This window comes from Flavobacterium sp. GW821-FHT12A05, from assembly GCF_058807735.1.
In genome coordinates this window covers 230652-249971 of record NZ_JBXAQY010000007.1, presented here as the reverse complement: position 1 = coordinate 249971, position 19320 = coordinate 230652, and the positions used below count along the sequence as shown (strand labels likewise).

Below are 19320 nucleotides of genomic sequence, written 5' to 3'. Positions count from 1 at the left end.
AAATAACTAGTTGGTTTTGTAAAAGTCGACAATTTTTTTGGCTTTTGATACTCCTACGACGGCAGATATTTCTTTTTCTGTCGCTAATTTCAATCTTTTAACACTTTTGAAATGTTGTATTAATGTAAGCATGGTTTTTTCGCCAATTCCCGGAATACTTTCTACCGATGAATTAAGTGCGGCTTTGCTTCGTTTGTCACGGTGAAAGGTGATCCCGAATCTGTGCGCTTCGTTTCGTAACTGCTGAATTACTTTTAGGGTTTCGGATTTTTTATCTAAATAAAGCGGAATGGAATCTCCGGGATAAAAAAGTTCTTCGAGACGTTTTGCAATACCAATAATGGCAACTTTACCGCGTAGACCTAATTCGTCAATACTTTTTAAGGCTGCAGATAATTGTCCTTTTCCACCGTCAATAATAATTAATTGCGGTAAGGGTTCATTTTCGTCTAATAATCTTTTGTAACGACGATAAACAATTTCGGTCATCGAAGCAAAATCGTCAGGGCCTTCAACGGTTTTTACGTTAAAGTGACGGTAATCTTTTTTGCTTGGTTTTCCGTCTTTAAAAACTACACAGGCTGCAACGGGATTTGTTCCCTGGATATTCGAGTTATCGAAACATTCGATATGGCGAGGCTCGCTTGGCAAACGCAAATCTTTCTGCATCTGTGCCATGATTCGGTTAGTATGTCTGTCCGGATCAACGATTTGTAATTGTTTCAATTGTTCGATTCGGTAGAATTTTGCATTTCGAATCGATAAATCCAGAATCTGCTTTTTATCTCCAAGCTGTGGAACGGTTGTTTTGATGTTTTCGCCCAAATCAATTTCAAACGGAACAATAATTTCTTTTGATAATAAATGAAAACGCTCGCGAAGTTCTACAATTGCCAGTTCTAATAGTTCTTCGTCGGTTTCGTCCAGCTTTTTCTTCATTTCCAGCGTATGCGAACGAATTATCGAACCATGCGAAATTTGAAGGAAGTTGACATAAGCGGCACTTTCATCGGACACAATCGAAAACACATCGATATTGGTAATCTTTGGGTTTACAATGGTTGATCTTGACTGGTAATTTTCGAGAACTTCTATTTTTTCCTTGATTTTTTGGGCTTCTTCAAAACGTAAATCTTCGGCATATTTTACCATTAAACGTTTGAAATCTTTCATGCTTTCCTTGAAGTTCCCTTTTAGGATTTCGCGGATTGCATCGACTTGACGCTGATATTCTTCAAGAGGCTCCAAACCTTCGCACGGACCTTTGCAATTGCCAATATGATATTCGAGACAGACTTTAAACTTGCCCGAATCGATATTGGATTTGCTTAAATCGTAATTGCAGGTTCTAAGAGGATATAATTCTTTGATTAAATCGAGAATAGTATGTACGGTTTTGAAACTGGTATATGGGCCAAAATATTCTGAGCCGTCTTTGACCATTCTTCTGGTTGAGAATATTCTTGAAAAGGGTTCTTTTTTTATACAAATCCACGGATAACTTTTGTCGTCGCGAAGGAGAACATTATATCTGGGCTGTAATGTTTTAATTAAGTTGTTCTCTAATAAAAGTGCATCACTTTCTGTAGGAACTACGATGTGTTTTATGGTCACGATTTTTCGAACCAAAACATTTGTTTTAGCTGTATCGTGAATTTTATTAAAGTAAGAAGAAACTCTTTTCTTTAGATTTTTAGCTTTACCTACGTATAAAATTTTACCGTCTTTATCATAATATTGGTACACGCCGGGATTATCCGGCAAGGTGAGAATTTGAAGATCTAAGGACGGTTTTGACATTCTGTTTTATTTCTGAAGATAGGTGAAAAGCGTTTTTGAAAACCGTTTTGATTCCTGGAAAAAAGCTTAACACTGATTTAGTTTCAAATTTACGAAATCAAAAGAATAATTTCTATATTTAGATTTTATAATTCTACATGAAAAATAGTAAGCCCTTGGTTATTTTTGGCGAGTCGATTTTGCCGGGAGAACATAAAACCATAAATGTCGAAATAGCGCGATTACACACTACCACAAAACTTAATATTCCTGTAATTGTCCGTCGTTCAAAGCACGAAGGTCCTGTTGTTTTATTTTCGGCAGGAATTCACGGCGACGAAATTAATGGGGTAGAGGTCGTTCGGCAAATCATCAGTAAAAAAATAAACCGTCCGCACAGAGGAACCATAATTTGTATTCCGGTTATCAATATGTACGGTTTTGTCAATAAATCTCGCGAGTTTCCTGATGGCCGCGATTTGAACCGTGTTTTTCCGGGAAGCAAAAAAGGTTCTCTTGCCAGCAGATTTGCGTATCATATTGTTGCCGAAATTTTGCCGATTATAGATTATGCGGTCGATTTTCATGCCGGAGGCGCAAGTAGATTTAATGCACCGCAAATTAGAATCACCGAGAATAATCCGGAACTTAAAGTTCTTGCCGATGTTTTTAACGCGCCGTTTACTTTATATTCCAAAAACATTGGAGGTTCTTTTAGAAATACCTGCGAAAAAGCCAATATAAAAATGCTGCTTTTTGAAGGAGGAAAATCTCTTGATATAAACAATGTGATTGCCAACGAAGGGATTATGGGGGTAAAACGTTTGCTGTATTATTTAGATATGCTCGATCCAAAACATATTGTAGAAAAGGCAGAAGATTCGTCGATTTATATTAAATATTCGGTTTGGCTTCGTGCGAAATGTTCGGGATTGCTTCATGATTATAATATGATTGGGAAGTTTGTAACCAAAGGCACTATCTTAGCCACTATTACAGATCCGTTTGGAAAGTTCGAACAAAAAGTAAAAGCGCCGCACAGCGGATATGTTATCAATGCCAATCATTCGCCTATTGTTTATGAAGGCGATGCGATTTATCATATCTCTAAAAATTCTCCTATCAATGTCGACGAGTAAAAAAGAATTACGACTTCAATATAAAAATCTTCGAAAACAACTTTCTGAAAGTGATATCGAAGAAAAAAGCCTGGCGATCGCCAATAATTTAATTGAGATGGCTATTTGGGATAAAACGTATTATCATGTTTTTCTTCCAATAATAGAATTGAAAGAAGTCGATACGGAGTTTATCCTGCATTTACTTTCTGGAAAAGACAAAGAAATCGTGATTGCTAAAAGTGATTTCGAAACCAGAGAAATGACGCATTTTTTATTGACGGATAATACCAAAATCAAAAAAAACGAATACAATATCCCTGAACCCGTAAGCGGACTTCAGGTTCCTACGCAAAACATTGAAGTTGTTTTTGTACCGCTTCTTGCTTTTGATGTTTTTGGAAACCGAATTGGCTACGGAAAAGGTTTTTACGATAAATTTCTAGCCGATTGTAAACCTGAAACGATTAAAATTGGTCTTTCCTTCTTCGAATCAGTAGATCAAATTGATGACGTTTTTGAATCTGATATAAAATTAGATTATTGCGTTACGCCTGAGAAGATTTATAATTTCCAATAAATTTCCAAATATATATTCATAATCAAGACGCACTGCTGTGCGTCTCTACTTAAATTTTCTTATATCACTTATATGGTGTCAATCATAAGGTGAAATAAATTATATTTTTCGGCATAAAATATTTAACAGGAATCTTGGCATCAAATTTGGATTGCGGAAAATTGCAGATAATTTTCTTAGTACATCCGGAATGCTAGTTATTATTTGAGAGAAAAAATCAAATTATTAATTCCTAAAATTTATTTTAAATGAAAAATAAAGCCTTTTATTTGTTAGCATTCCTTTTTCTTGTTTTGGCAAGTTGTAAAAAACAAGATGCTTCAGCCATAGAAGCAATGGATATGACTGTTGTTGCAGTGACGGATGAAATTCCCGAAGAAAATATTTCAGATCCCAATACTGAAAGTTACGCCGGACTTGAAGAAAACCCTTTTGAGTCTCCAAAAAAATCACCTCTTTCTACTTTTTCCATAGATGTTGATAATGCATCTTATACCAATATTCGCCGTTTTATAAACGAAGGTCAAAAAGTGCCTAAAGATGCTGTTCGTATCGAAGAAATGATGAACTTCTTTAAATACAAATATCCGCAGCCAGAAGGACAAAATCCGTTTTCGATTAATACCGAAGTAAGCGAAAGTCCGTGGAATAAAAATTCTTTGTTGCTGAAAATTGGTCTGCAGGGAAAAAATGTTCCAATGACAAATCTTCCAGCTTCGAATCTTGTTTTTTTAATTGATGTTTCGGGTTCGATGGATGAACCTAATAAACTGCCATTATTAAAAGAATCGATGAAAATTTTGGTAAAAGAACTGCGTCCTAAAGATAAAGTTTCGATTGTGGTTTATGCGGGTTCTGCCGGTGTAGTATTGCCTCCGACTTCTGGAGATAATAAAGACGAAATTATGGATGCTTTTGATGAACTAAGTGCGGGCGGAAGTACAGCCGGCGGAGAAGGAATCGAACTGGCTTATAAATTAGCTCAGGAAAATTTCATAAAAGAAGGAAACAATAGAGTCGTAATTGCAACCGATGGTGATTTTAATGTTGGCGCTTCTACAGATGCCGATATGGAAAAACTGATTGAAGAGAAAAGAAAATCGGGTGTGTTTTTAACTGTTTTAGGTTTTGGAATGGGTAATTACAAAGACAGCAAAATGGAAATTCTTGCCGATAAAGGAAACGGAAATTATGCCTACATTGACAATATTCAGGAAGCGAATCGTTTTTTAGGAAAAGAATTTAAAGGTTCGATGTTTGCCATTGCGAAAGATGTAAAAATCCAGATTGAGTTTAATCCAAAACATGTCCAGGCATATCGATTAATTGGTTACGAAAACCGAAGATTAAAAGATGAAGATTTTAAAAATGATGCGGTCGATGCCGGAGAATTAGGAAGCGGACATACCGTAACGGCGCTTTACGAAATTATTCCAACAGGTGTTGAAAGCGATTATGTTCCGTCGGATTTAAAATATACGAAAGTTAAAACGGATGAATCTAATTACAGTGATGAATTGGCAACGATTAAATTCCGTTACAAAAAGCCCGATGGTGATAAAAGCATTGAGATCGTAAATACAATCCCGAATAAAAAAGTTGCTTTGGACAACAGTTCATCTGATTTTAAATTTACAACCGCTGTGGCCTGGTTTGGATTGAAACTAAGAGATTCAAAATTCATTGCAAATTCAACTAGTGCTGATATTAAGAAATTAGCAAAAAGCGGATTAGCAAATGATGATGAAGGTTACAGAGCAGAGTTTGTTAGGTTAGTTGATGCGGTAAACTAAGTTAAATTCCAAAAAAAATATAAAATCCCAAATTCCAAGTTATGAATGGAATTTGGGATTTTTATATTTTAAATATTTGAAACTTTTATTTAACTTCTTTAATTGTTGTGGCATCGATCCAGCCTTCGGTTCCGTCTGTAAGTTCGATTTTTTTCCATTTTCCCACGGTTTCCATAACGTAAACTTTTGCACCTTCGTGAAGTAAAAATATGGCAGCACCCGCTTTTTGAGGTTCGCTTCGAACTTCGCTCAATTCTGCAAAAACAATTGCCGGGCGATCGTTATCAAAATGACTTTTTTCAGACATTCCCGCTGAAGTGCTTAATACCAAAGCAACCAATAGAATAAACATTCCGATGAAATAAATTCGTTTGGCAATTGTAATCTGTGAAAAGTAATATCCAATAAAACTCAACAAAAACAAAAAGGCAATGGCAACAGAAATTTTTGCCCATTGATTGTAATCAAAAATACCGGTAAAGTTTTGAATTAGTTTTGCAAAACCCACTTTTGGAACTTCTTTGATCTCATCGATCGTTAGTTTTTTGGCAAATTTCAGGTTGTTTAAAGCGTCAGGATCGTTTGGCTTTAATACCAATGCTTTTTCATAATTATAAATAGAAGGAGCGACCTTATTTAGTTTGTAATAACTATTTGCGAGATTAAAATACAACTCTGCCGACTGTTGTTTGTTTTCTTTAATAATATCTTCATAAACCTGAACAGCTTCCTGATATTGTCCCTTTTGGTACAAAGCATTTCCTTTTTCAAAGCTGCTTTGAGCAAAGAAAACCTGCGAGATTAATAAAAAGAGATATAATATGTTTTTCATTTTTTAGATGTGTAATAAGATTTTCAACTTTGCGAACTTAATGCTGCGCAATCTAAATCAATTTTCTTGGCGAACTTTGCGGTTAAAAAAAACTAAACGATTTGTTTTTCTAATTCTGATATAATTAAAACAGCTTTATCATAATCCTGCTGAATCGAAGCGCTTGATGCCGGAGCATAACGTGCAAACTCGCAGTTTTCTGTCAAATTAATAAAATTCTGAACCGTTTCTGGATTAGCATTTCTGGATAAAAGCAGTTCCTGAATATTGTCTTTACTCATTTCTGAAGTTTCAATATGAAGTTTTGCTTTTAAGAAATTATGCATTGCTTTTTCCAGTGCAATATAAAATGCTTCTTTGTTATTAAGCTGTTTTTTGGCCTGCGATAAATATTTTTTCGCCAGCTTATTGTTCATTCTGATTCGGTTTCCGGTTACGTCGCTGTCAATTGCTTCTTTTTTCTTCTTAGCTAAAATTATAATTGGAATAATAGCAAATGGGAAGAAAAGCAGCGCATAATACAAATCTGAACCGTAAAAATCATTTTTAGCAATGCTTACCAAAGTTGTTTTTGGCTTGATATATTTAAATTGTTCTGTTTTTGTAATTACGTTTTTAGACGCTGTCGAAGGATTTGCTTCGGCTAAAGTTGGTCCGTCTAAAACATCCACCATAATTTCAGGAGACGTAATTGTTTTATATGAACCTGTGTTCAAATCAAAATAAGAGAACGTCATTGGTTTAATGGCGTATTTCCCTTTGTACTGCGGAATAATAGTGTACTTGTCACTTATTTTTCCAGACATTCCAGCCAATGAAGTGGTTACTTTTTCATCGTGAACCGGATCATACATTTCTAAAGCATTTGGAACAACAGGCTTTGGCAGCGTAAACAATTTCATGTTTCCTGTTCCCGAAGCACTGACAAGTAAATCCAGACCTTCACCGCTTTTTAGTGTTGTTCTTGATGGTATAACTGTAAAGTTAAATTTACCAACAGCACCTGTAAAACCTTCCGGTTTACCAGTTTCAGGAAGTGGTCTAACACTTATAGATCTTGCTCCTGTAGTTACCACTTTATTGTCTTCGGTAATAATCATCTGACCAAACATATCGCGTCGATTTGTTGGTAATTGAACTCCAATGTCTAATGAAAACGGTTCAATTGTTAATCGTCCTGATTTTTGAGGATATAAAATGGCTTTTTTCAATATCACATAATGGCATCTCTGTCCTTGGTAAGTTCCTTCTTCCATTACCAATCGGGTGATATCGATGTTCTGATTCCAAAAATCGTTGTATTTAGGTTTAGCCAGTTCTCTAAATCCGGTAACACCAATTTCGTTAAAATACAATTTGTAAACAACAGTTATAGGTTCATTTACATAAGGAGTTGTTTTAGAAACTTCTGCCACTAATTGTAATAGTTCGTTTCCAGAACCTCCGCCTTGCTGTCTAGGATCATTAGGGTCTCGTTCCTGAGCAACAGCATTGGTTACCGTAACTTTTATTGGAGTCGTTTTGTAAATCTGCCCGTTGTATTCTATTGCAGCCTGTTTAATTATAAGAGCTCCTTTTTTCTCAGGCTGTAGAATATAGGAATATATTTTTTGAAAAGAGCTTCGGCCGTTTATCCAGGACTGACTTACCTGCTGGCTTGGTCCGCCTACAATTTTAAATCCATCAAATGAGGGTTGGTCAAAATTATCTCCATCAACATTCATGACGAAATCAATACGAAGTCTTTCGTTAAGTCCAAGCGTGTTTTTGCTTACCCTGGCTTCAAATTGAACTTGAGCCATAAGCCCTTGAAAAGTGAATAGTAATAGAATTAAATATCTTTTCATTTAAATTTTGATCGTTGTTTGTTTTAACTGCTAAATCGTTTATCCGTTTAATCGTTTACTAATAAACAATTTAATAACGATTAAACGATTCAACTTATTTTACCAGTCTTTCTCCGGTTTTTTAGGATTTCCTTTTACTTTTTGTGCGTTTACTTTGTCTTGAATTTTCTTTTCTTCGTTGTTTACAGCATCTAATAAATTCTGAACACGTTCTTTTGAAATTCCGCCAGGCATTGGTTTTGGTTCTCCGTTATTGTCAGACTTGTCGTCTTTCTTCGGATCATTTTTACCATTTTTGTCTTTGTCTTTATCGCCTTTGTCGTCTTTTTTATCTTTGTCCTTGTCCTGATCTTTATTTTTATCCTTGTCCTTGTCTTTATCTTTGTTTTTATCCTTGTCTTTGTCCTTATCCTTATTCTTGTCTTTGTTTTGATCGTTTTTAGGAGGATTTTCTTTTAGCTTTTGTTTGGCGTAAGCATAGTTGTAACGCGTTTCATCGTCAGTAGGATCGTTGCGCAATGCTTCTTTATACGCTTCAACTGCCTGCGAATAATCTTTCTCTTTCATGAAAGTGTTTCCAAGATTATGATAAGCTTTGTGCTTTTCTGGTCTTGTTTTGGCATTTTTTATGGCATTCGCGTAAGCGTATTTTGCTTCAGAAGACTGATTTTGTCTATAAATCGTATTTCCTAAATTGTATGAAGCTGCAGCGCGCTTTGGAAATTTTGATGCCGAAATTCTATAATTAGCCTCTGCATCAACAAATTTATTCTGCTTATATTCTTCATTGGCACCAGGCAATATCTTGTCTTTTTCCTGAGCAGAAACTGCAAAAGAAAGCGTTAGTAAAATATAAAGAAGTAAATTTTTCATTCTAATTTTTTATGTTTTTTATTTCGCCACGAATTGCACTAATTGTCACGAATTATATTGTTTGAAACAATCTATTTTTTCGTGTAAATTCGTGTAATTAGTGGCTAAACATTATTATTTCTTTTCGTTGAATAAATTCAACTCTTTAATCCAATTTGTTTTTCTTTCTAAAAGAAAAATGTCTACAAACAACAATAAGAAACCAAAACCAAGGAACCATTGAAACTGCGATTGAAAATCGGCCATTTGTGTCGATTCAAATTCGGTTTTTTGAATGTTGTTTAAAGCGTTTTTAATGTATTCTAAAACCTCTTTAGTATTTCCGCCGTAAACATAACCGCCTTTTGTGGCTTTTGCAATAGTTTTTAAACCTTCTTGATTTAATTTTGTAATAACCGTTTGTCCGTTTTGATCTTTCTGGTAATTTTTAACTACGCCGTTTTCTTTTAAAGGAATTGTTGCTCCTTTTTCTGTTCCAACACCAACGGTAATGATTTTCATTCCAATTTTGTTGGCTTCTTCTGCCGCAACAGAAGCACCTTCAGAATGATCTTCTCCATCAGAAATTAAAATCAAAAGTTTACTTGTTTTACTTTTCTCGTCAAAATAAGTGGCAGATAAACGAATCGCTTCATCAAGAGAAGTTCCTTGCGATGAAACCATATCCGGACTCATACTTTGCAGGAACATTTTGGCAACGCTGTAATCTGATGTAATTGGTAAAACCGGAAAAGCACTTCCTGCGTATGCAACAATTCCGATTCTATCATTTCCAAGCGAATTAATAATCTGTGAAACGAGCTGTTTACTTTTGTCTAAACGACTTGGCGCCACATCTTCGGCAAGCATACTTTTAGAAACGTCAACAGCAAAAACAATATCAATACCTTCACGTTTTACGGTCTCCATTTTGGTTCCAATTTTCGGATTTACTAAACCGATAATCAGGCAAGCCAAAGCCAAAAGTAAAATCGATAATTTTAATACTGGTTTAAAAACAGATGTTTCCGGACTCAGTTTTTTTACCATTTCTATATCACCAAATTCACGTTGTTTTTTTCTTTTCCAATACAAATTGAAAAAGAAAATACACACCACAATTGGGAGTAATAATAAGAGATATAAATATTTTTTTTCGTCTAATTCCATTTTTTAATTCTAGTAATTCTAGTTTTCAGTTTTCAGTCGCGGTTTTCAGTTGTTTACTGTAAACTGTGACTGCGACTAAAATATTAAATAAAGCTTCTATAAACCGTATTTCTTAAACCAACTTCTAATAAGAGTAAAAACGCTGCGAGTAAAACAAAAGTTCTGTATTTTTCGTCGTAATCGTAGAATTTTAATTCCTGTATTTCTGTTGTTTCTAATTTATTAATTGCACTGTATATTTCAGCTAATCTATCGTTGCTTGTTGCTCTAAAATATGTTCCATCAGTTTTACGGGCTATACTTTTCATTAATCTTTCATCGATTTCAACTTTCTGCATTTTGAATAAGAAACCTCCGTTTGGTGCATACGCGTATGGAGATTCTGCCATGCCGTTTGTTCCAATACCAATTGTATAAACTTTTATTCCGTATTGTTTTGCGATATCTGCAGCGGTTTCTGGTTCAATAAAACCAGCATTGTTAACACCATCCGTCATTAAAATAACTACTCGGCTTTTTGCTTTACTGTCTTTTAAACGGTTTACTGCAGTTGCAAGACCCATTCCAATTCCGGTTCCGTCTTGTAAAACAGTATCGTATTTAATTCCTTTTATAGCTTCCAGAATAATTGGTTTATCGCTTGTAACGGGTGTTTTTGTATACGCTTCAGAAGCATATAAAACCAAACCAATTCTGTCATTTGGTCTTTCTCCAACGAAATCTGAGGCAACTCTTTTTAAAGCTTCCATACGGTTTGGCTTTAAATCTTTTGCCAGCATACTTCCAGAAACGTCAATTGCCATTACAATATCAATTCCTTTTGTTGTTTTAGTCTGATTGCTTATGTCTACTGTTCTTGGTCTTGCTAATGCAACAATTAAAGAACTTAAAGCGATAATTCTAAAAACGTATAAGCAAGGTTTTAATTTGGTTAAAAGCGACTGACTGTTTTTAAAACCTGCGGTCGAACTCATCTTTAAAGTAGCCGACTGCTGGTTCCTTTTCCAAAAAAACCAAGCGATTGCAATTGGAATTAATAGAAACAACCAAAAGAATTCCGGATTTAAAAAAGTGATCTTATTATTCATTAGTTACTTGCTTTTTTAAGTTCAACAGAATTTAAAATTCGGGTTGTGATGTCGTTCGCATAAGTATCACCTTCTTCGTGTAGAATGATAATTTGTTGTAATCCCTGATCTTGTTTAAAAAGCAGGATTTCATAATATGCTTTAGTACTCGTTTTAGTCGTTGGGTTTAAAATGCTCATTGTTCCATAACCTTTTACTCCCTGAATACCTTGATTGGTCTGAAAATCTTCTTGTTTTACAATGATATTTTGACCACCCTGAAGCTCGATAACTTTTAAGCTTCCTTCTAAAGCTTTTGATAAATCAATCTCAGTTGGTGTTTTGAATTTAGTAGTCGAAACGGCAACATAGAAATTATCAATCATACTTCCGTATGCAAAAAGCTGCATTTCTTTTATCAGGGCCATAGTTTCTTTCGGAAGTGCTTTTAAAGCATCCATACGTTTTAAAACTTTTGGAGTTTCAATAATAACGCCTGGATTTCCGTATTCACTTTTTACCCATTCTCCTTCTAATAATTCTTTAGACGGATGTCCGATAAGATTGTCTTTTACGTATGTAAAACCTTTTGTTGCTATGAAATAAGTAGCAGTTGCTAATATTAAGAACACAACAGAACCCACAGTAATTGCGATTCGTTTGTTTCTTTGTTTTCGTAATTGAAGCTGAATTTGTTTTTGCTTTTGAGCTTCGTTCAGCAATTGATCTTCTTCTTCAGCCGGAACTTCGGTTGGAATTGCATTGTCAAGTGTTAAAATTACTTTCTGAATTTTATTTCTATCATCAGTAATTTCAAATTCCAGCGGTTTGGATTTTGCAAATTTTACTAAATCGGCCTGACGTAAAACACGTTCCAGATTTTCAACTGTTTCCGGAGTTAAAGTCATTTTCTTTTTGCTCGATGCCGCCCTAATTGCCTCAATTAATTCAGAAGTTGTGCTTTCCATTGCTGGAATATGAATGGCTTCTTCAATATAATTACGGGCAATATCTGTTAGTTCGCTATAATATTCTTTGATTTCACCTTTTTGAACCAATTCTTTTTGCTCCAGGTTATTTAATAAACTAGTCGCTTTTTCGATAGGAGTTTTATAAACTTCTTCTTCGATTTTCTTTTTCTGGTGTTTTTTAACGTACCAATATATAAAAGCACCAATCGCTAAGATAATAACCAAAGCCAAAACGTATTTCCACCAATCGCCAATACCGCCATCAGCAGCGGTAATATCTTTAATGTCGTACATTTTTTGCTGTAAAGTATCTACTTTTACATTGGCAACTTCTACACGAATAGAATCAGATAGATAAGGTTTTTTGTCGATTAAAATCTGAACGCTCGGAATTACATATCTTCCGGAATCAAATTGTGTTAGTCCATATTTTTTGATTAACTCATAAGTATCATTTTTCTTTACCGTGTCAACCGGATAGGACTGAATTACTTCAAGCGCTCCAAATTTCTTCAGTTTAGGAAAAACTACTTTCGAATTAGCATTTACAACCGTTTTAAGTGTAAGCTTAAACTCGGCGCCAATTTTATTTTTTGTAGTATCAATACTTGTTTCGACTTGTTTTTGCTGGGCAAAAGCAACCGAAGTAAGCAAAAATAAAAATATGTAAAACTTTAATTTCATTATGATTAACGATTGAAGATTAACGATTTTTGATTTCAGATTTATTGCGAAACTTAAATATTAATCTTTGTTCTTTTTATGAATTATTTTTTGATGTTTTAATACTTGAGACAAAAATTGAGATTAATTGATTGGCCTCTGTTTTTGCTCGTATTAAACTTTCCTGATCTGTCGAAAGGTTTGCTTTTTCTATTATTTTTAAGCAAACAAATGTTTCTCTTAATTCTTTCAGGCAAATTCCCATTTTATGGATAAAATCTTTTTTACTTTCTGCACTTTGCGCTTCGCCATAATTTAAAGCAGGTGATGTACTAGAACGAGTTATCTGACCTAATAAATGATTTCCAGCGTAATTTTTTTCAAATGTAATTGTTAATAATATTATGCTCGCAGCAAAATCAATCAATCTGTTTTCTAATTCTTGTTTAGTCATTTTTTAATTCTTCCTTTAACCATAAATCATATCCATCATAAATCAAAAATCGTTAATCAAATATCAAAAATCTTTACCTTGATTTGAAATATCCAAGCAATTTAGTAACGTAATTTTCGTCGACTCTTGTATTTACAATACCTGCTCCGGATTTACGAAATGAATCTTTGAAATAATTTACTCTTTCCTGATAATGTTTTTCGTAATTCATTCGAACTGTTTTTGAACCTGTATCGACTAATTGCGTTTTTCCAGTTTCGGCATCAAGCATTGTTACCATTCCTAAATTCGGAATTTTTTCTTCGCGGATATCGTATACACGAACACCTGTAAGGTCATGTTTTTTTGAAGCAATTTTTAAAGTCTGCTCATAATCTTCAGACATGAAATCTGAAATCATAAAAACAATTGCTTTCTTTTTTTGAGTTCCTGATAAGAATTTTAAAGCCTGAGCTACATCTGTTTTTTGACTTTTTGGTTCAAATTCGATCAATTCACGAATGATTCTCAAAACATGCGAACGGCCTTTTTTAGGTGGAATGTACAATTCGACATTATCAGAAAATAAGATTAACCCAATCTTATCATTATTTTGTGTAGCCGAAAAAGCCATCGTTGCCGCAATTTCGGTTACGATGTCTTTTTTAAACTGATTTTTTGAACCAAAACCTTCAGAACCCGAAATGTCAACCATTAAAACCATGGTTAATTCTCTTTCTTCTTCAAAAACTTTTACGTGGGCTTCGTTGTAGCGTGCGGTTACATTCCAATCGATATTACGAATATCATCGCCATATTGGTATTGGCGCACCTCGCTGAAAGTCATCCCGCGCCCTTTAAATGAAGAATGGTATTCTCCCGAAAAGATGTGATTACTCAGTCTTTTGGTCTTGATTTCTATTTTCCGTACTTTTTTTAAAAGCTCTTTTGTATCCATTTTTCGGATTGCAGATTTTAGATATTAGATTTTAGATTATTTTTAGATTGCAGATTTAAATCTAAATTCTGCAATCTAAAATCTAAAATTTTTTTAAGGTACTTCAATCTCGTTTACGATTTTGTTGATAATGTCTACAGAAGTAATATTTTCGGCTTCGGCCTCATACGTTATCCCAACTCTGTGACGTAAAACATCATGCACAACGGCACGAACATCTTCTGGAATTACATAACCGCGGCGTTTAATGAAAGCGTAACATTTTGCAGCATTTGCTAAATTGATACTTCCACGCGGTGATGCTCCAAAACTAATAAGTGGTTTTAAGTCGGCCAGTTTGTATTTCTCTGGATAACGAGTAGCAAAGATGATATCTAAGATGTATTTTTCGATTTTTTCATCCATATAAACCTCACGAACTGCTTCTTGCGCACGTAAAATCTGCTCTACAGAAACTACCGGATTAACTTTTTCGTAACTTCCTTTTAAGTTCTGACGGATTACGAAACGCTCTTCGTCGATTTTTGGATAATCAATTACCGTTTTTAACATGAAACGGTCAACCTGTGCTTCAGGAAGCTGGTAAGTTCCTTCTTGCTCAACCGGGTTTTGAGTTGCTAAAACTAAAAACGGGCGGTCTAGTTTAAAAGTAGTGTCGCCAATAGTAACCTGCTTTTCCTGCATTGCTTCTAAAAGTGCAGACTGAACCTTTGCTGGAGCACGGTTAATCTCATCGGCAAGTACGAAATTGGCAAAAATTGGCCCTTTTTTAATAGAGAATTCGTTTGCTTTGATGTTGTAAATCATCGTTCCGATAACATCGGCAGGTAATAAATCAGGAGTAAACTGTATACGACTGAAAGAACCCTGAACCGCTTGTGACAAAGTATTAATCGCTAATGTTTTTGCTAAACCAGGAACACCTTCAAGTAAAATGTGCCCTTGTCCCAAAAGACCAATTAATAAACGCTCGACCATATGTTTCTGGCCCACAATAACTTTGTTCATTTCCATTGTAAGAAGGTCTATAAAAGCACTTTCTCTTTCAATTTTTTCATTTATCGCTCTAATGTCTAAAGTCGTTGTATTTTCTTCCATATAAATATTTTTATAACCTTGATTTGTACGCCTTGTTTTTGAGAGTGCAAATTGACTATTTTTTGAGAAGTAAGATGTTAAAGAATGGTTAAAACTTCGACCAATCAGCTAATTTTAAGGACGAATTGTGAATCTATTTTTATATTTTTAAGAACTTTGATGGATATGTTTGTAAAAAGCATATTTATTACCAAAAATAACGCAATGAAACCATGAGTAAAACAACATTATCGCCTATAATTTCGGGCACTATGAATTGGGGTGTTTGGGATAAAAACCTAACGCCAAAAGAAATGGAAAACCTGATACAAGTTTGTATCGAAAACAAAATTACAACTTTTGACCACGCCGATATTTACGGTGACTATACTACCGAAGCCGACTTTGGTAAGGCATTCAAAGCCAGCAAGATTTCGCGTGAAAAACTACAATTAATTACCAAGTGCGGTATTCAGCTGGTAACTGAAAGTCGTAATAACAAAATTAAACATTACGATTATTCTAAAGACTACATTATCTGGTCTGTTGAAGAATCTTTAAAGAAACTAAAAACAGATTATGTTGATGTTTTTTTACTACACAGACCGAGTCCCTTAATGCAGGCTGATGAAATTGCGGAAGCAGTTGAGAAATTAAAAACAGAAGGTAAAATTTTAGATTTTGGACTTTCTAATTTTACAAGTTCTCAAACAGAATTGATTCGTCAGAAAACAGAAGTAAGCTATAATCAGGTACAATTTTCTGCAACTCACTATGAAGCAATGGTTGACGGAAGTTTAGACTATATGCAGACAAACGGAATTCGTCCGTTATCGTGGAATCCGCTTGGAACTGTTTTTAGAGAGGATACTAAAAAAACGCGTCGTTTGAAAAAATTATTCTCGACTTTATTGGAGAAATATCATTTAGGAGCAGATACGCTTTTACTTGCGTGGGTTCTAAAACATCCAGCTTCAATTATTCCAATTGCAGGAACAGTTAACATTGCCAGAATTCAGTCTTTAGCGAAAGCGATCGAATTAGAAATGGACAAAGAAGACTGGTTTGCGATCTGGACAGAAAGTATGGGCGACGATGTTGCTTAATTTTTAGTATTCAGTCGCAGTGACAGTATTCAGTTAACTAAAATATTTTGCCACAGATTAGATGTATTAACACAGATAAAAAATTATTGAAATCATTTTAATTTGTGGCAAAAAATAAAAAATATAGAATGAAAAAAACAGTTTTAATTACTGGTGCTACAAGCGGAATTGGAAAAGCAGCTGCACAGATTTTAGCAAAAAACAATTTTAAAGTTATTCTCTGCGGAAGACGTAAAGATCGTTTAGAAGAATTGGAAAAAGAACTTTCGGCTTTTACAGAAGTACATTCGCTTTCTTTTGATGTTCGAGATAAGAATGATGTTTTGGAAAAAATTGAGAATCTTCCGGATGCATTTTCAGATATTGATATTTTGATTAATAATGCCGGAAATGCGCACGGATTAGACCCAATTCAAACAGGAGATTTAGACGATTGGGATGCCATGATCGATATCAATGTAAAAGGACTTTTGTATGTTTCGAAAGCGGTGATTCCGAAAATGACGGCTAAAAATTCAGGACATATTATCAATATTGGTTCAACAGCAGCTAAAGAAGTATATCCAAACGGAAATGTATATTGCGGCACCAAACATGCCGTAGATGCTATTACAGCTGGAATGCGAATCGATTTAAATCCTTTTGGAATTAGAGTTGGGGCAATTCATCCCGGAATGGTGGCAACAGAATTTAGTGAAGTACGTTTTAAAGGCGATGTCGAAAAAGCTTCAAATGTTTACAAAGGTTTTGATCCGCTGCAGGCCGAAGATATTGCTGATATTATTCATTTTGTAGTTTCAAGACCCTATCATGTCAACATAGCCGATTTAGTTGTGATGAGCACCGCGCAGGCCTCTTCAACAATTGTCAAGAAAAATATTTAAAATTAGATAGTTAGACTTCTTAGATAGTTAGATCTTTAGATTATCTTAGGAATCTGAAAATCATAAATCTAAGAAGTCTAAAAATCTAAGCTAGTCTAATAATCTAAAAATAAATGATTAATAAGCGCCTTTTAATAAAAAATCTACTTGCTCACAATGACGAGAGCAGTTTTTATGATAAAAAAAGGCAGCTGAATCTTCATTCTCGGGAAGGTAAAGCAAAGTTTCTTAAACATATTTGTGCACTTTCTAATTCAAATCCGGCTAATAATTCTTATATCGTTGTTGGAGTAGAAGATCAGGATAATGAAATTGTAGGCGACGATTTCTTCGATGACAGCCGAATTCAGAATCTCGTTAATGCTTTTTTAGAAAATCCTCCAAAAATTCAATACGAAAACGTACCATTTCCCAATCTTCCAAAAGATAAAGTTATTGGTTTAGTTACGATAAAGCCTAAAAGCAAAATTTCCTATTTTAAAAAAGGAATTCATACCATACTTGCCAATAGTGTTTTTATAAGACGAGGCAGTAATTCCATCCCTGTGGAAGAACATGAGGAAGTCGAAAAAAATAATCAGAATACCGAAACTGTAATTGGAATTGAAAATAGTTCAAGAAACAGTATCCAATATACGTTGGACGGGGTTATCGATTTTATGAATTTCAGGCATAAAGATATGTCGCCAAAGTATCGTGTTTTTAAGGAATTGTTTGTGATTTGCTGGGCGGGAGTTCCTAAAAAATCGAGAGATAAAACTTTTTTGTCCCGCGTAGATATTGAATTGATTAATGAACAGGTTAAGCTTTTTTATTCGGCGCAGGATGTGGTTACTATATTTTATGACGATGATAGTTTTACTATTACAGAATATGTTCCTCTTGGCTTAAACGACAAAACCAGTTATTATCCGCTTGAAGAACAAACAATTCATTTTTTTGATAATGGTTATTATAAAATTGATCGTCAGATACTTTTTCAACCGCCTGAATTTAATCGGAAAATGTTATTCCATATTTACAATTCAAATATGGCGCTGCTTCAAAAATTACAGAGGTGTATTTCTTTATCGGAACGTGAAATGAAAGATCTTGAAAATCTGCCTTCGACTTTCATGATTTGTTATTTGAATGGTTTCGATGATGCTAAGCAAAAACTAATCGATGCTAAATTACTTTTAAAGCCTTACGGACAGGCATATTTATCTTTTAAAGAAGCTTTGAGGGTTTTGAGGAAGATGAAGTATGATGTTCAATAAAGGTTCTAAGTTGCTGAGAAGCTAAGGTTCTGAGGTTTTTTTAGAGACTGATATATAGAGACGTACTGCAGTGCGTCTAACCAATACTGAAATTATTTACTGAAATTTCAAAAACTTACTCACTTTATCATAAGGGAATAAAATCTCTTTTGGGCCGTCGGCATAAGAAGCGGCTTCATAAGAGTTGTAATATAAAAGTAAACCTTCTGAGGTATAAAAAATGTTTTGTGGTAATTGGAACTTATCATTTTCAAACATTAATCCGGTTGCATTTATGTTTGCATTTTCGGGAATGTTATATTTGGTTCTGAATTCCTTTTCGGCGAAAGCCTTAAAGTCTTTTTCGTTTTTAAAAATTTGATCGTTAAAGATGGTTTTTCCTGTTTTTCGATTAAATAATAAAGATCGAAAACCCTGATAACCATGAGCGCCGCCGGTAAAGGTGTAATGATCTATTTTAATATTTATAATCTGATCTGATTCGAATTCGACATTTCCGGTTATTTTTCCTTCCCAGCCAAAGGTATCATTTGGAAATTTTTGGTGCATTTCTTCATAAGAAGCAATAAAAGATTTCGACAAAGATTTGTAATCATTGACTTTTGTTGAGTCTTCGCCGAAATAAATAATTTCTTTTACAACTGCGAATACTTTTTTATTGATGCTGTCTGCAACGACAGGGATTTTTTTTGCAATAGGAATATCTATGGTAATTTTTGGGCAGTCAGTTTCGCACGGAATCGTTGATTTTTCTTCAAACGTTTCATTTTCAAATGAAAGCTCTTTGTTGCAACTCGTAAAAATCAAACACAGAAAGACTAAAAATGAATACTGTTTCATATCAAAAAGTGTTAATTATATACAAAGGTAAGAAGTTGTGTCAGGATAAAATAAATTAAGCGGTAAATTTGTACTACAATTATGGATTCAA

Annotated in this window: 17 protein-coding genes; 6 read left to right on the top strand and 11 right to left on the bottom strand. The window is 34.3% G+C overall.

What is annotated here, in order from left to right; genetic code table 11:
- Positions 1–6 precede the first annotated feature (6 nt).
- The gene (uvrC, locus tag AC1RRQ_RS17610; RefSeq protein WP_493024332.1) at positions 7–1800 is read right to left on the bottom strand and encodes an excinuclease ABC subunit UvrC; all 1794 of its coding nucleotides are present in this window, start codon (positions 1798–1800) and stop codon (positions 7–9) included.
- A 137-nt stretch (positions 1801–1937) separates the two neighbouring features.
- Here uvrC and AC1RRQ_RS17605 point away from each other — a divergent pair, with 137 nt between their 5' ends.
- The 3 genes from AC1RRQ_RS17605 (at position 1938) to AC1RRQ_RS17595 (ending at position 5270) form a co-directional block, all read left to right on the top strand.
- Positions 1938–2918 (top strand): succinylglutamate desuccinylase/aspartoacylase family protein, encoded by a 981-nt coding sequence (locus tag AC1RRQ_RS17605; RefSeq protein ID WP_493024331.1) that lies wholly within the window; start codon positions 1938–1940, stop codon positions 2916–2918.
- Positions 2905–3477 carry a 5-formyltetrahydrofolate cyclo-ligase gene (locus tag AC1RRQ_RS17600; protein ID WP_493024330.1) on the top strand — a complete coding sequence of 191 codons (573 nt, stop codon included), beginning with the start codon at positions 2905–2907 and terminating at the stop codon, positions 3475–3477. The genes AC1RRQ_RS17605 and AC1RRQ_RS17600 overlap by 14 nt, the downstream gene beginning before the upstream one ends.
- A gap of 248 nt (positions 3478–3725) precedes the next feature.
- On the top strand, positions 3726–5270 hold the full coding sequence (locus AC1RRQ_RS17595) for a vWA domain-containing protein (RefSeq protein ID WP_493024329.1): 1545 nt from the start codon (positions 3726–3728) through the stop codon (positions 5268–5270).
- Positions 5271–5355: 85 nt separating this feature from the next.
- On the opposite strand, the gene AC1RRQ_RS17590 is transcribed toward AC1RRQ_RS17595, so the two are convergent.
- The 9 genes from AC1RRQ_RS17590 to AC1RRQ_RS17550 all read right to left on the bottom strand — a co-directional run bounded on the left by AC1RRQ_RS17590 (position 5356) and on the right by AC1RRQ_RS17550 (position 15161).
- Positions 5356–6102 carry a tetratricopeptide repeat protein gene (locus AC1RRQ_RS17590; protein ID WP_493024328.1) on the bottom strand — a complete coding sequence of 249 codons (747 nt, stop codon included), beginning with the start codon at positions 6100–6102 and terminating at the stop codon, positions 5356–5358.
- Between the two features lie 92 nt (positions 6103–6194).
- A complete protein-coding gene (locus AC1RRQ_RS17585) occupies positions 6195–7949 on the bottom strand; it encodes a BatD family protein (RefSeq protein ID WP_493024327.1) in 1755 nt (584 codons plus the stop codon).
- 99 nt (positions 7950–8048) lie between these two features.
- On the bottom strand, positions 8049–8822 hold the full coding sequence (locus tag AC1RRQ_RS17580) for a tetratricopeptide repeat protein (protein ID WP_493024326.1): 774 nt from the start codon (positions 8820–8822) through the stop codon (positions 8049–8051).
- 114 nt (positions 8823–8936) lie between these two features.
- Positions 8937–9971, bottom strand: coding sequence for a VWA domain-containing protein (locus tag AC1RRQ_RS17575; protein ID WP_493024325.1), 1035 nt, complete (start codon positions 9969–9971; stop codon positions 8937–8939).
- A gap of 83 nt (positions 9972–10054) precedes the next feature.
- Positions 10055–11059, bottom strand: coding sequence for a vWA domain-containing protein (locus AC1RRQ_RS17570; protein WP_493024324.1), 1005 nt, complete (start codon positions 11057–11059; stop codon positions 10055–10057).
- Positions 11059–12693, bottom strand: a complete 1635-nt coding sequence (locus tag AC1RRQ_RS17565; protein WP_493024323.1) for a hypothetical protein — start codon at positions 12691–12693, stop codon at positions 11059–11061. Before AC1RRQ_RS17565 ends, AC1RRQ_RS17570 begins: the two co-directional genes overlap by 1 nt.
- 76 nt (positions 12694–12769) lie before the next feature.
- Positions 12770–13126: a four helix bundle protein gene (locus AC1RRQ_RS17560; RefSeq protein ID WP_071635478.1), complete on the bottom strand. Its 357-nt coding sequence runs from the start codon at positions 13124–13126 to the stop codon at positions 12770–12772.
- Between the two features lie 73 nt (positions 13127–13199).
- Positions 13200–14063, bottom strand: coding sequence for a DUF58 domain-containing protein (locus AC1RRQ_RS17555; RefSeq protein WP_493024322.1), 864 nt, complete (start codon positions 14061–14063; stop codon positions 13200–13202).
- Positions 14064–14156: 93 nt separating this feature from the next.
- A complete protein-coding gene (locus AC1RRQ_RS17550; RefSeq protein WP_017497457.1) occupies positions 14157–15161 on the bottom strand; it encodes an AAA family ATPase in 1005 nt (334 codons plus the stop codon).
- A 212-nt stretch (positions 15162–15373) separates the two neighbouring features.
- On the opposite strand from AC1RRQ_RS17550, the gene AC1RRQ_RS17545 reads away from it, so the two are divergent.
- The 3 genes from AC1RRQ_RS17545 to AC1RRQ_RS17535 all read left to right on the top strand — a co-directional run bounded on the left by AC1RRQ_RS17545 (position 15374) and on the right by AC1RRQ_RS17535 (position 18389).
- Positions 15374–16246, top strand: a complete 873-nt coding sequence (locus AC1RRQ_RS17545; protein ID WP_493024321.1) for an aldo/keto reductase — start codon at positions 15374–15376, stop codon at positions 16244–16246.
- 128 nt (positions 16247–16374) lie between these two features.
- The gene (locus AC1RRQ_RS17540; protein WP_493024320.1) at positions 16375–17130 is read left to right on the top strand and encodes an SDR family NAD(P)-dependent oxidoreductase; all 756 of its coding nucleotides are present in this window, start codon (positions 16375–16377) and stop codon (positions 17128–17130) included.
- Positions 17131–17243: 113 nt separating this feature from the next.
- Positions 17244–18389 carry an ATP-binding protein gene (locus tag AC1RRQ_RS17535; RefSeq protein ID WP_493024319.1) on the top strand — a complete coding sequence of 382 codons (1146 nt, stop codon included), beginning with the start codon at positions 17244–17246 and terminating at the stop codon, positions 18387–18389.
- A 96-nt stretch (positions 18390–18485) separates the two neighbouring features.
- Here the strand turns inward: AC1RRQ_RS17535 and AC1RRQ_RS17530 are convergent, their stop codons facing one another.
- Positions 18486–19229, bottom strand: a complete 744-nt coding sequence (locus AC1RRQ_RS17530) for a DUF3298 and DUF4163 domain-containing protein (protein WP_493024318.1) — start codon at positions 19227–19229, stop codon at positions 18486–18488.
- Between the last annotated feature and the right edge of the window lie 91 nt (positions 19230–19320).

Bases quoted from the DNA above. Each gene is read 5' to 3' on its own strand.
- AC1RRQ_RS17570 (WP_493024324.1), bottom strand. From the start codon at position 11,059: ATGAATAATAAGATCACTTTTTTAAATCCGGAATTCTTTTGGTTGTTT.
- AC1RRQ_RS17560 (WP_071635478.1), bottom strand. From the start codon at position 13,126: ATGACTAAACAAGAATTAGAAAACAGATTGATTGATTTTGCTGCGAGC.
- AC1RRQ_RS17550 (WP_017497457.1), bottom strand. From the start codon at position 15,161: ATGGAAGAAAATACAACGACTTTAGACATTAGAGCGATAAATGAAAAA.
- AC1RRQ_RS17580 (WP_493024326.1), bottom strand. From the start codon at position 8,822: ATGAAAAATTTACTTCTTTATATTTTACTAACGCTTTCTTTTGCAGTT.
- AC1RRQ_RS17590 (WP_493024328.1), bottom strand. From the start codon at position 6,102: ATGAAAAACATATTATATCTCTTTTTATTAATCTCGCAGGTTTTCTTT.
- AC1RRQ_RS17530 (WP_493024318.1), bottom strand. From the start codon at position 19,229: ATGAAACAGTATTCATTTTTAGTCTTTCTGTGTTTGATTTTTACGAGT.
- AC1RRQ_RS17545 (WP_493024321.1), top strand. From the start codon at position 15,374: ATGAGTAAAACAACATTATCGCCTATAATTTCGGGCACTATGAATTGG.
- AC1RRQ_RS17575 (WP_493024325.1), bottom strand. From the start codon at position 9,971: ATGGAATTAGACGAAAAAAAATATTTATATCTCTTATTATTACTCCCA.
- AC1RRQ_RS17605 (WP_493024331.1), top strand. From the start codon at position 1,938: ATGAAAAATAGTAAGCCCTTGGTTATTTTTGGCGAGTCGATTTTGCCG.
- uvrC (WP_493024332.1), bottom strand. From the start codon at position 1,800: ATGTCAAAACCGTCCTTAGATCTTCAAATTCTCACCTTGCCGGATAAT.
- AC1RRQ_RS17595 (WP_493024329.1), top strand. From the start codon at position 3,726: ATGAAAAATAAAGCCTTTTATTTGTTAGCATTCCTTTTTCTTGTTTTG.
- AC1RRQ_RS17535 (WP_493024319.1), top strand. From the start codon at position 17,244: ATGATTAATAAGCGCCTTTTAATAAAAAATCTACTTGCTCACAATGAC.
- AC1RRQ_RS17565 (WP_493024323.1), bottom strand. From the start codon at position 12,693: ATGAAATTAAAGTTTTACATATTTTTATTTTTGCTTACTTCGGTTGCT.
- AC1RRQ_RS17585 (WP_493024327.1), bottom strand. From the start codon at position 7,949: ATGAAAAGATATTTAATTCTATTACTATTCACTTTTCAAGGGCTTATG.
- AC1RRQ_RS17540 (WP_493024320.1), top strand. From the start codon at position 16,375: ATGAAAAAAACAGTTTTAATTACTGGTGCTACAAGCGGAATTGGAAAA.
- AC1RRQ_RS17600 (WP_493024330.1), top strand. From the start codon at position 2,905: ATGTCGACGAGTAAAAAAGAATTACGACTTCAATATAAAAATCTTCGA.
- AC1RRQ_RS17555 (WP_493024322.1), bottom strand. From the start codon at position 14,063: ATGGATACAAAAGAGCTTTTAAAAAAAGTACGGAAAATAGAAATCAAG.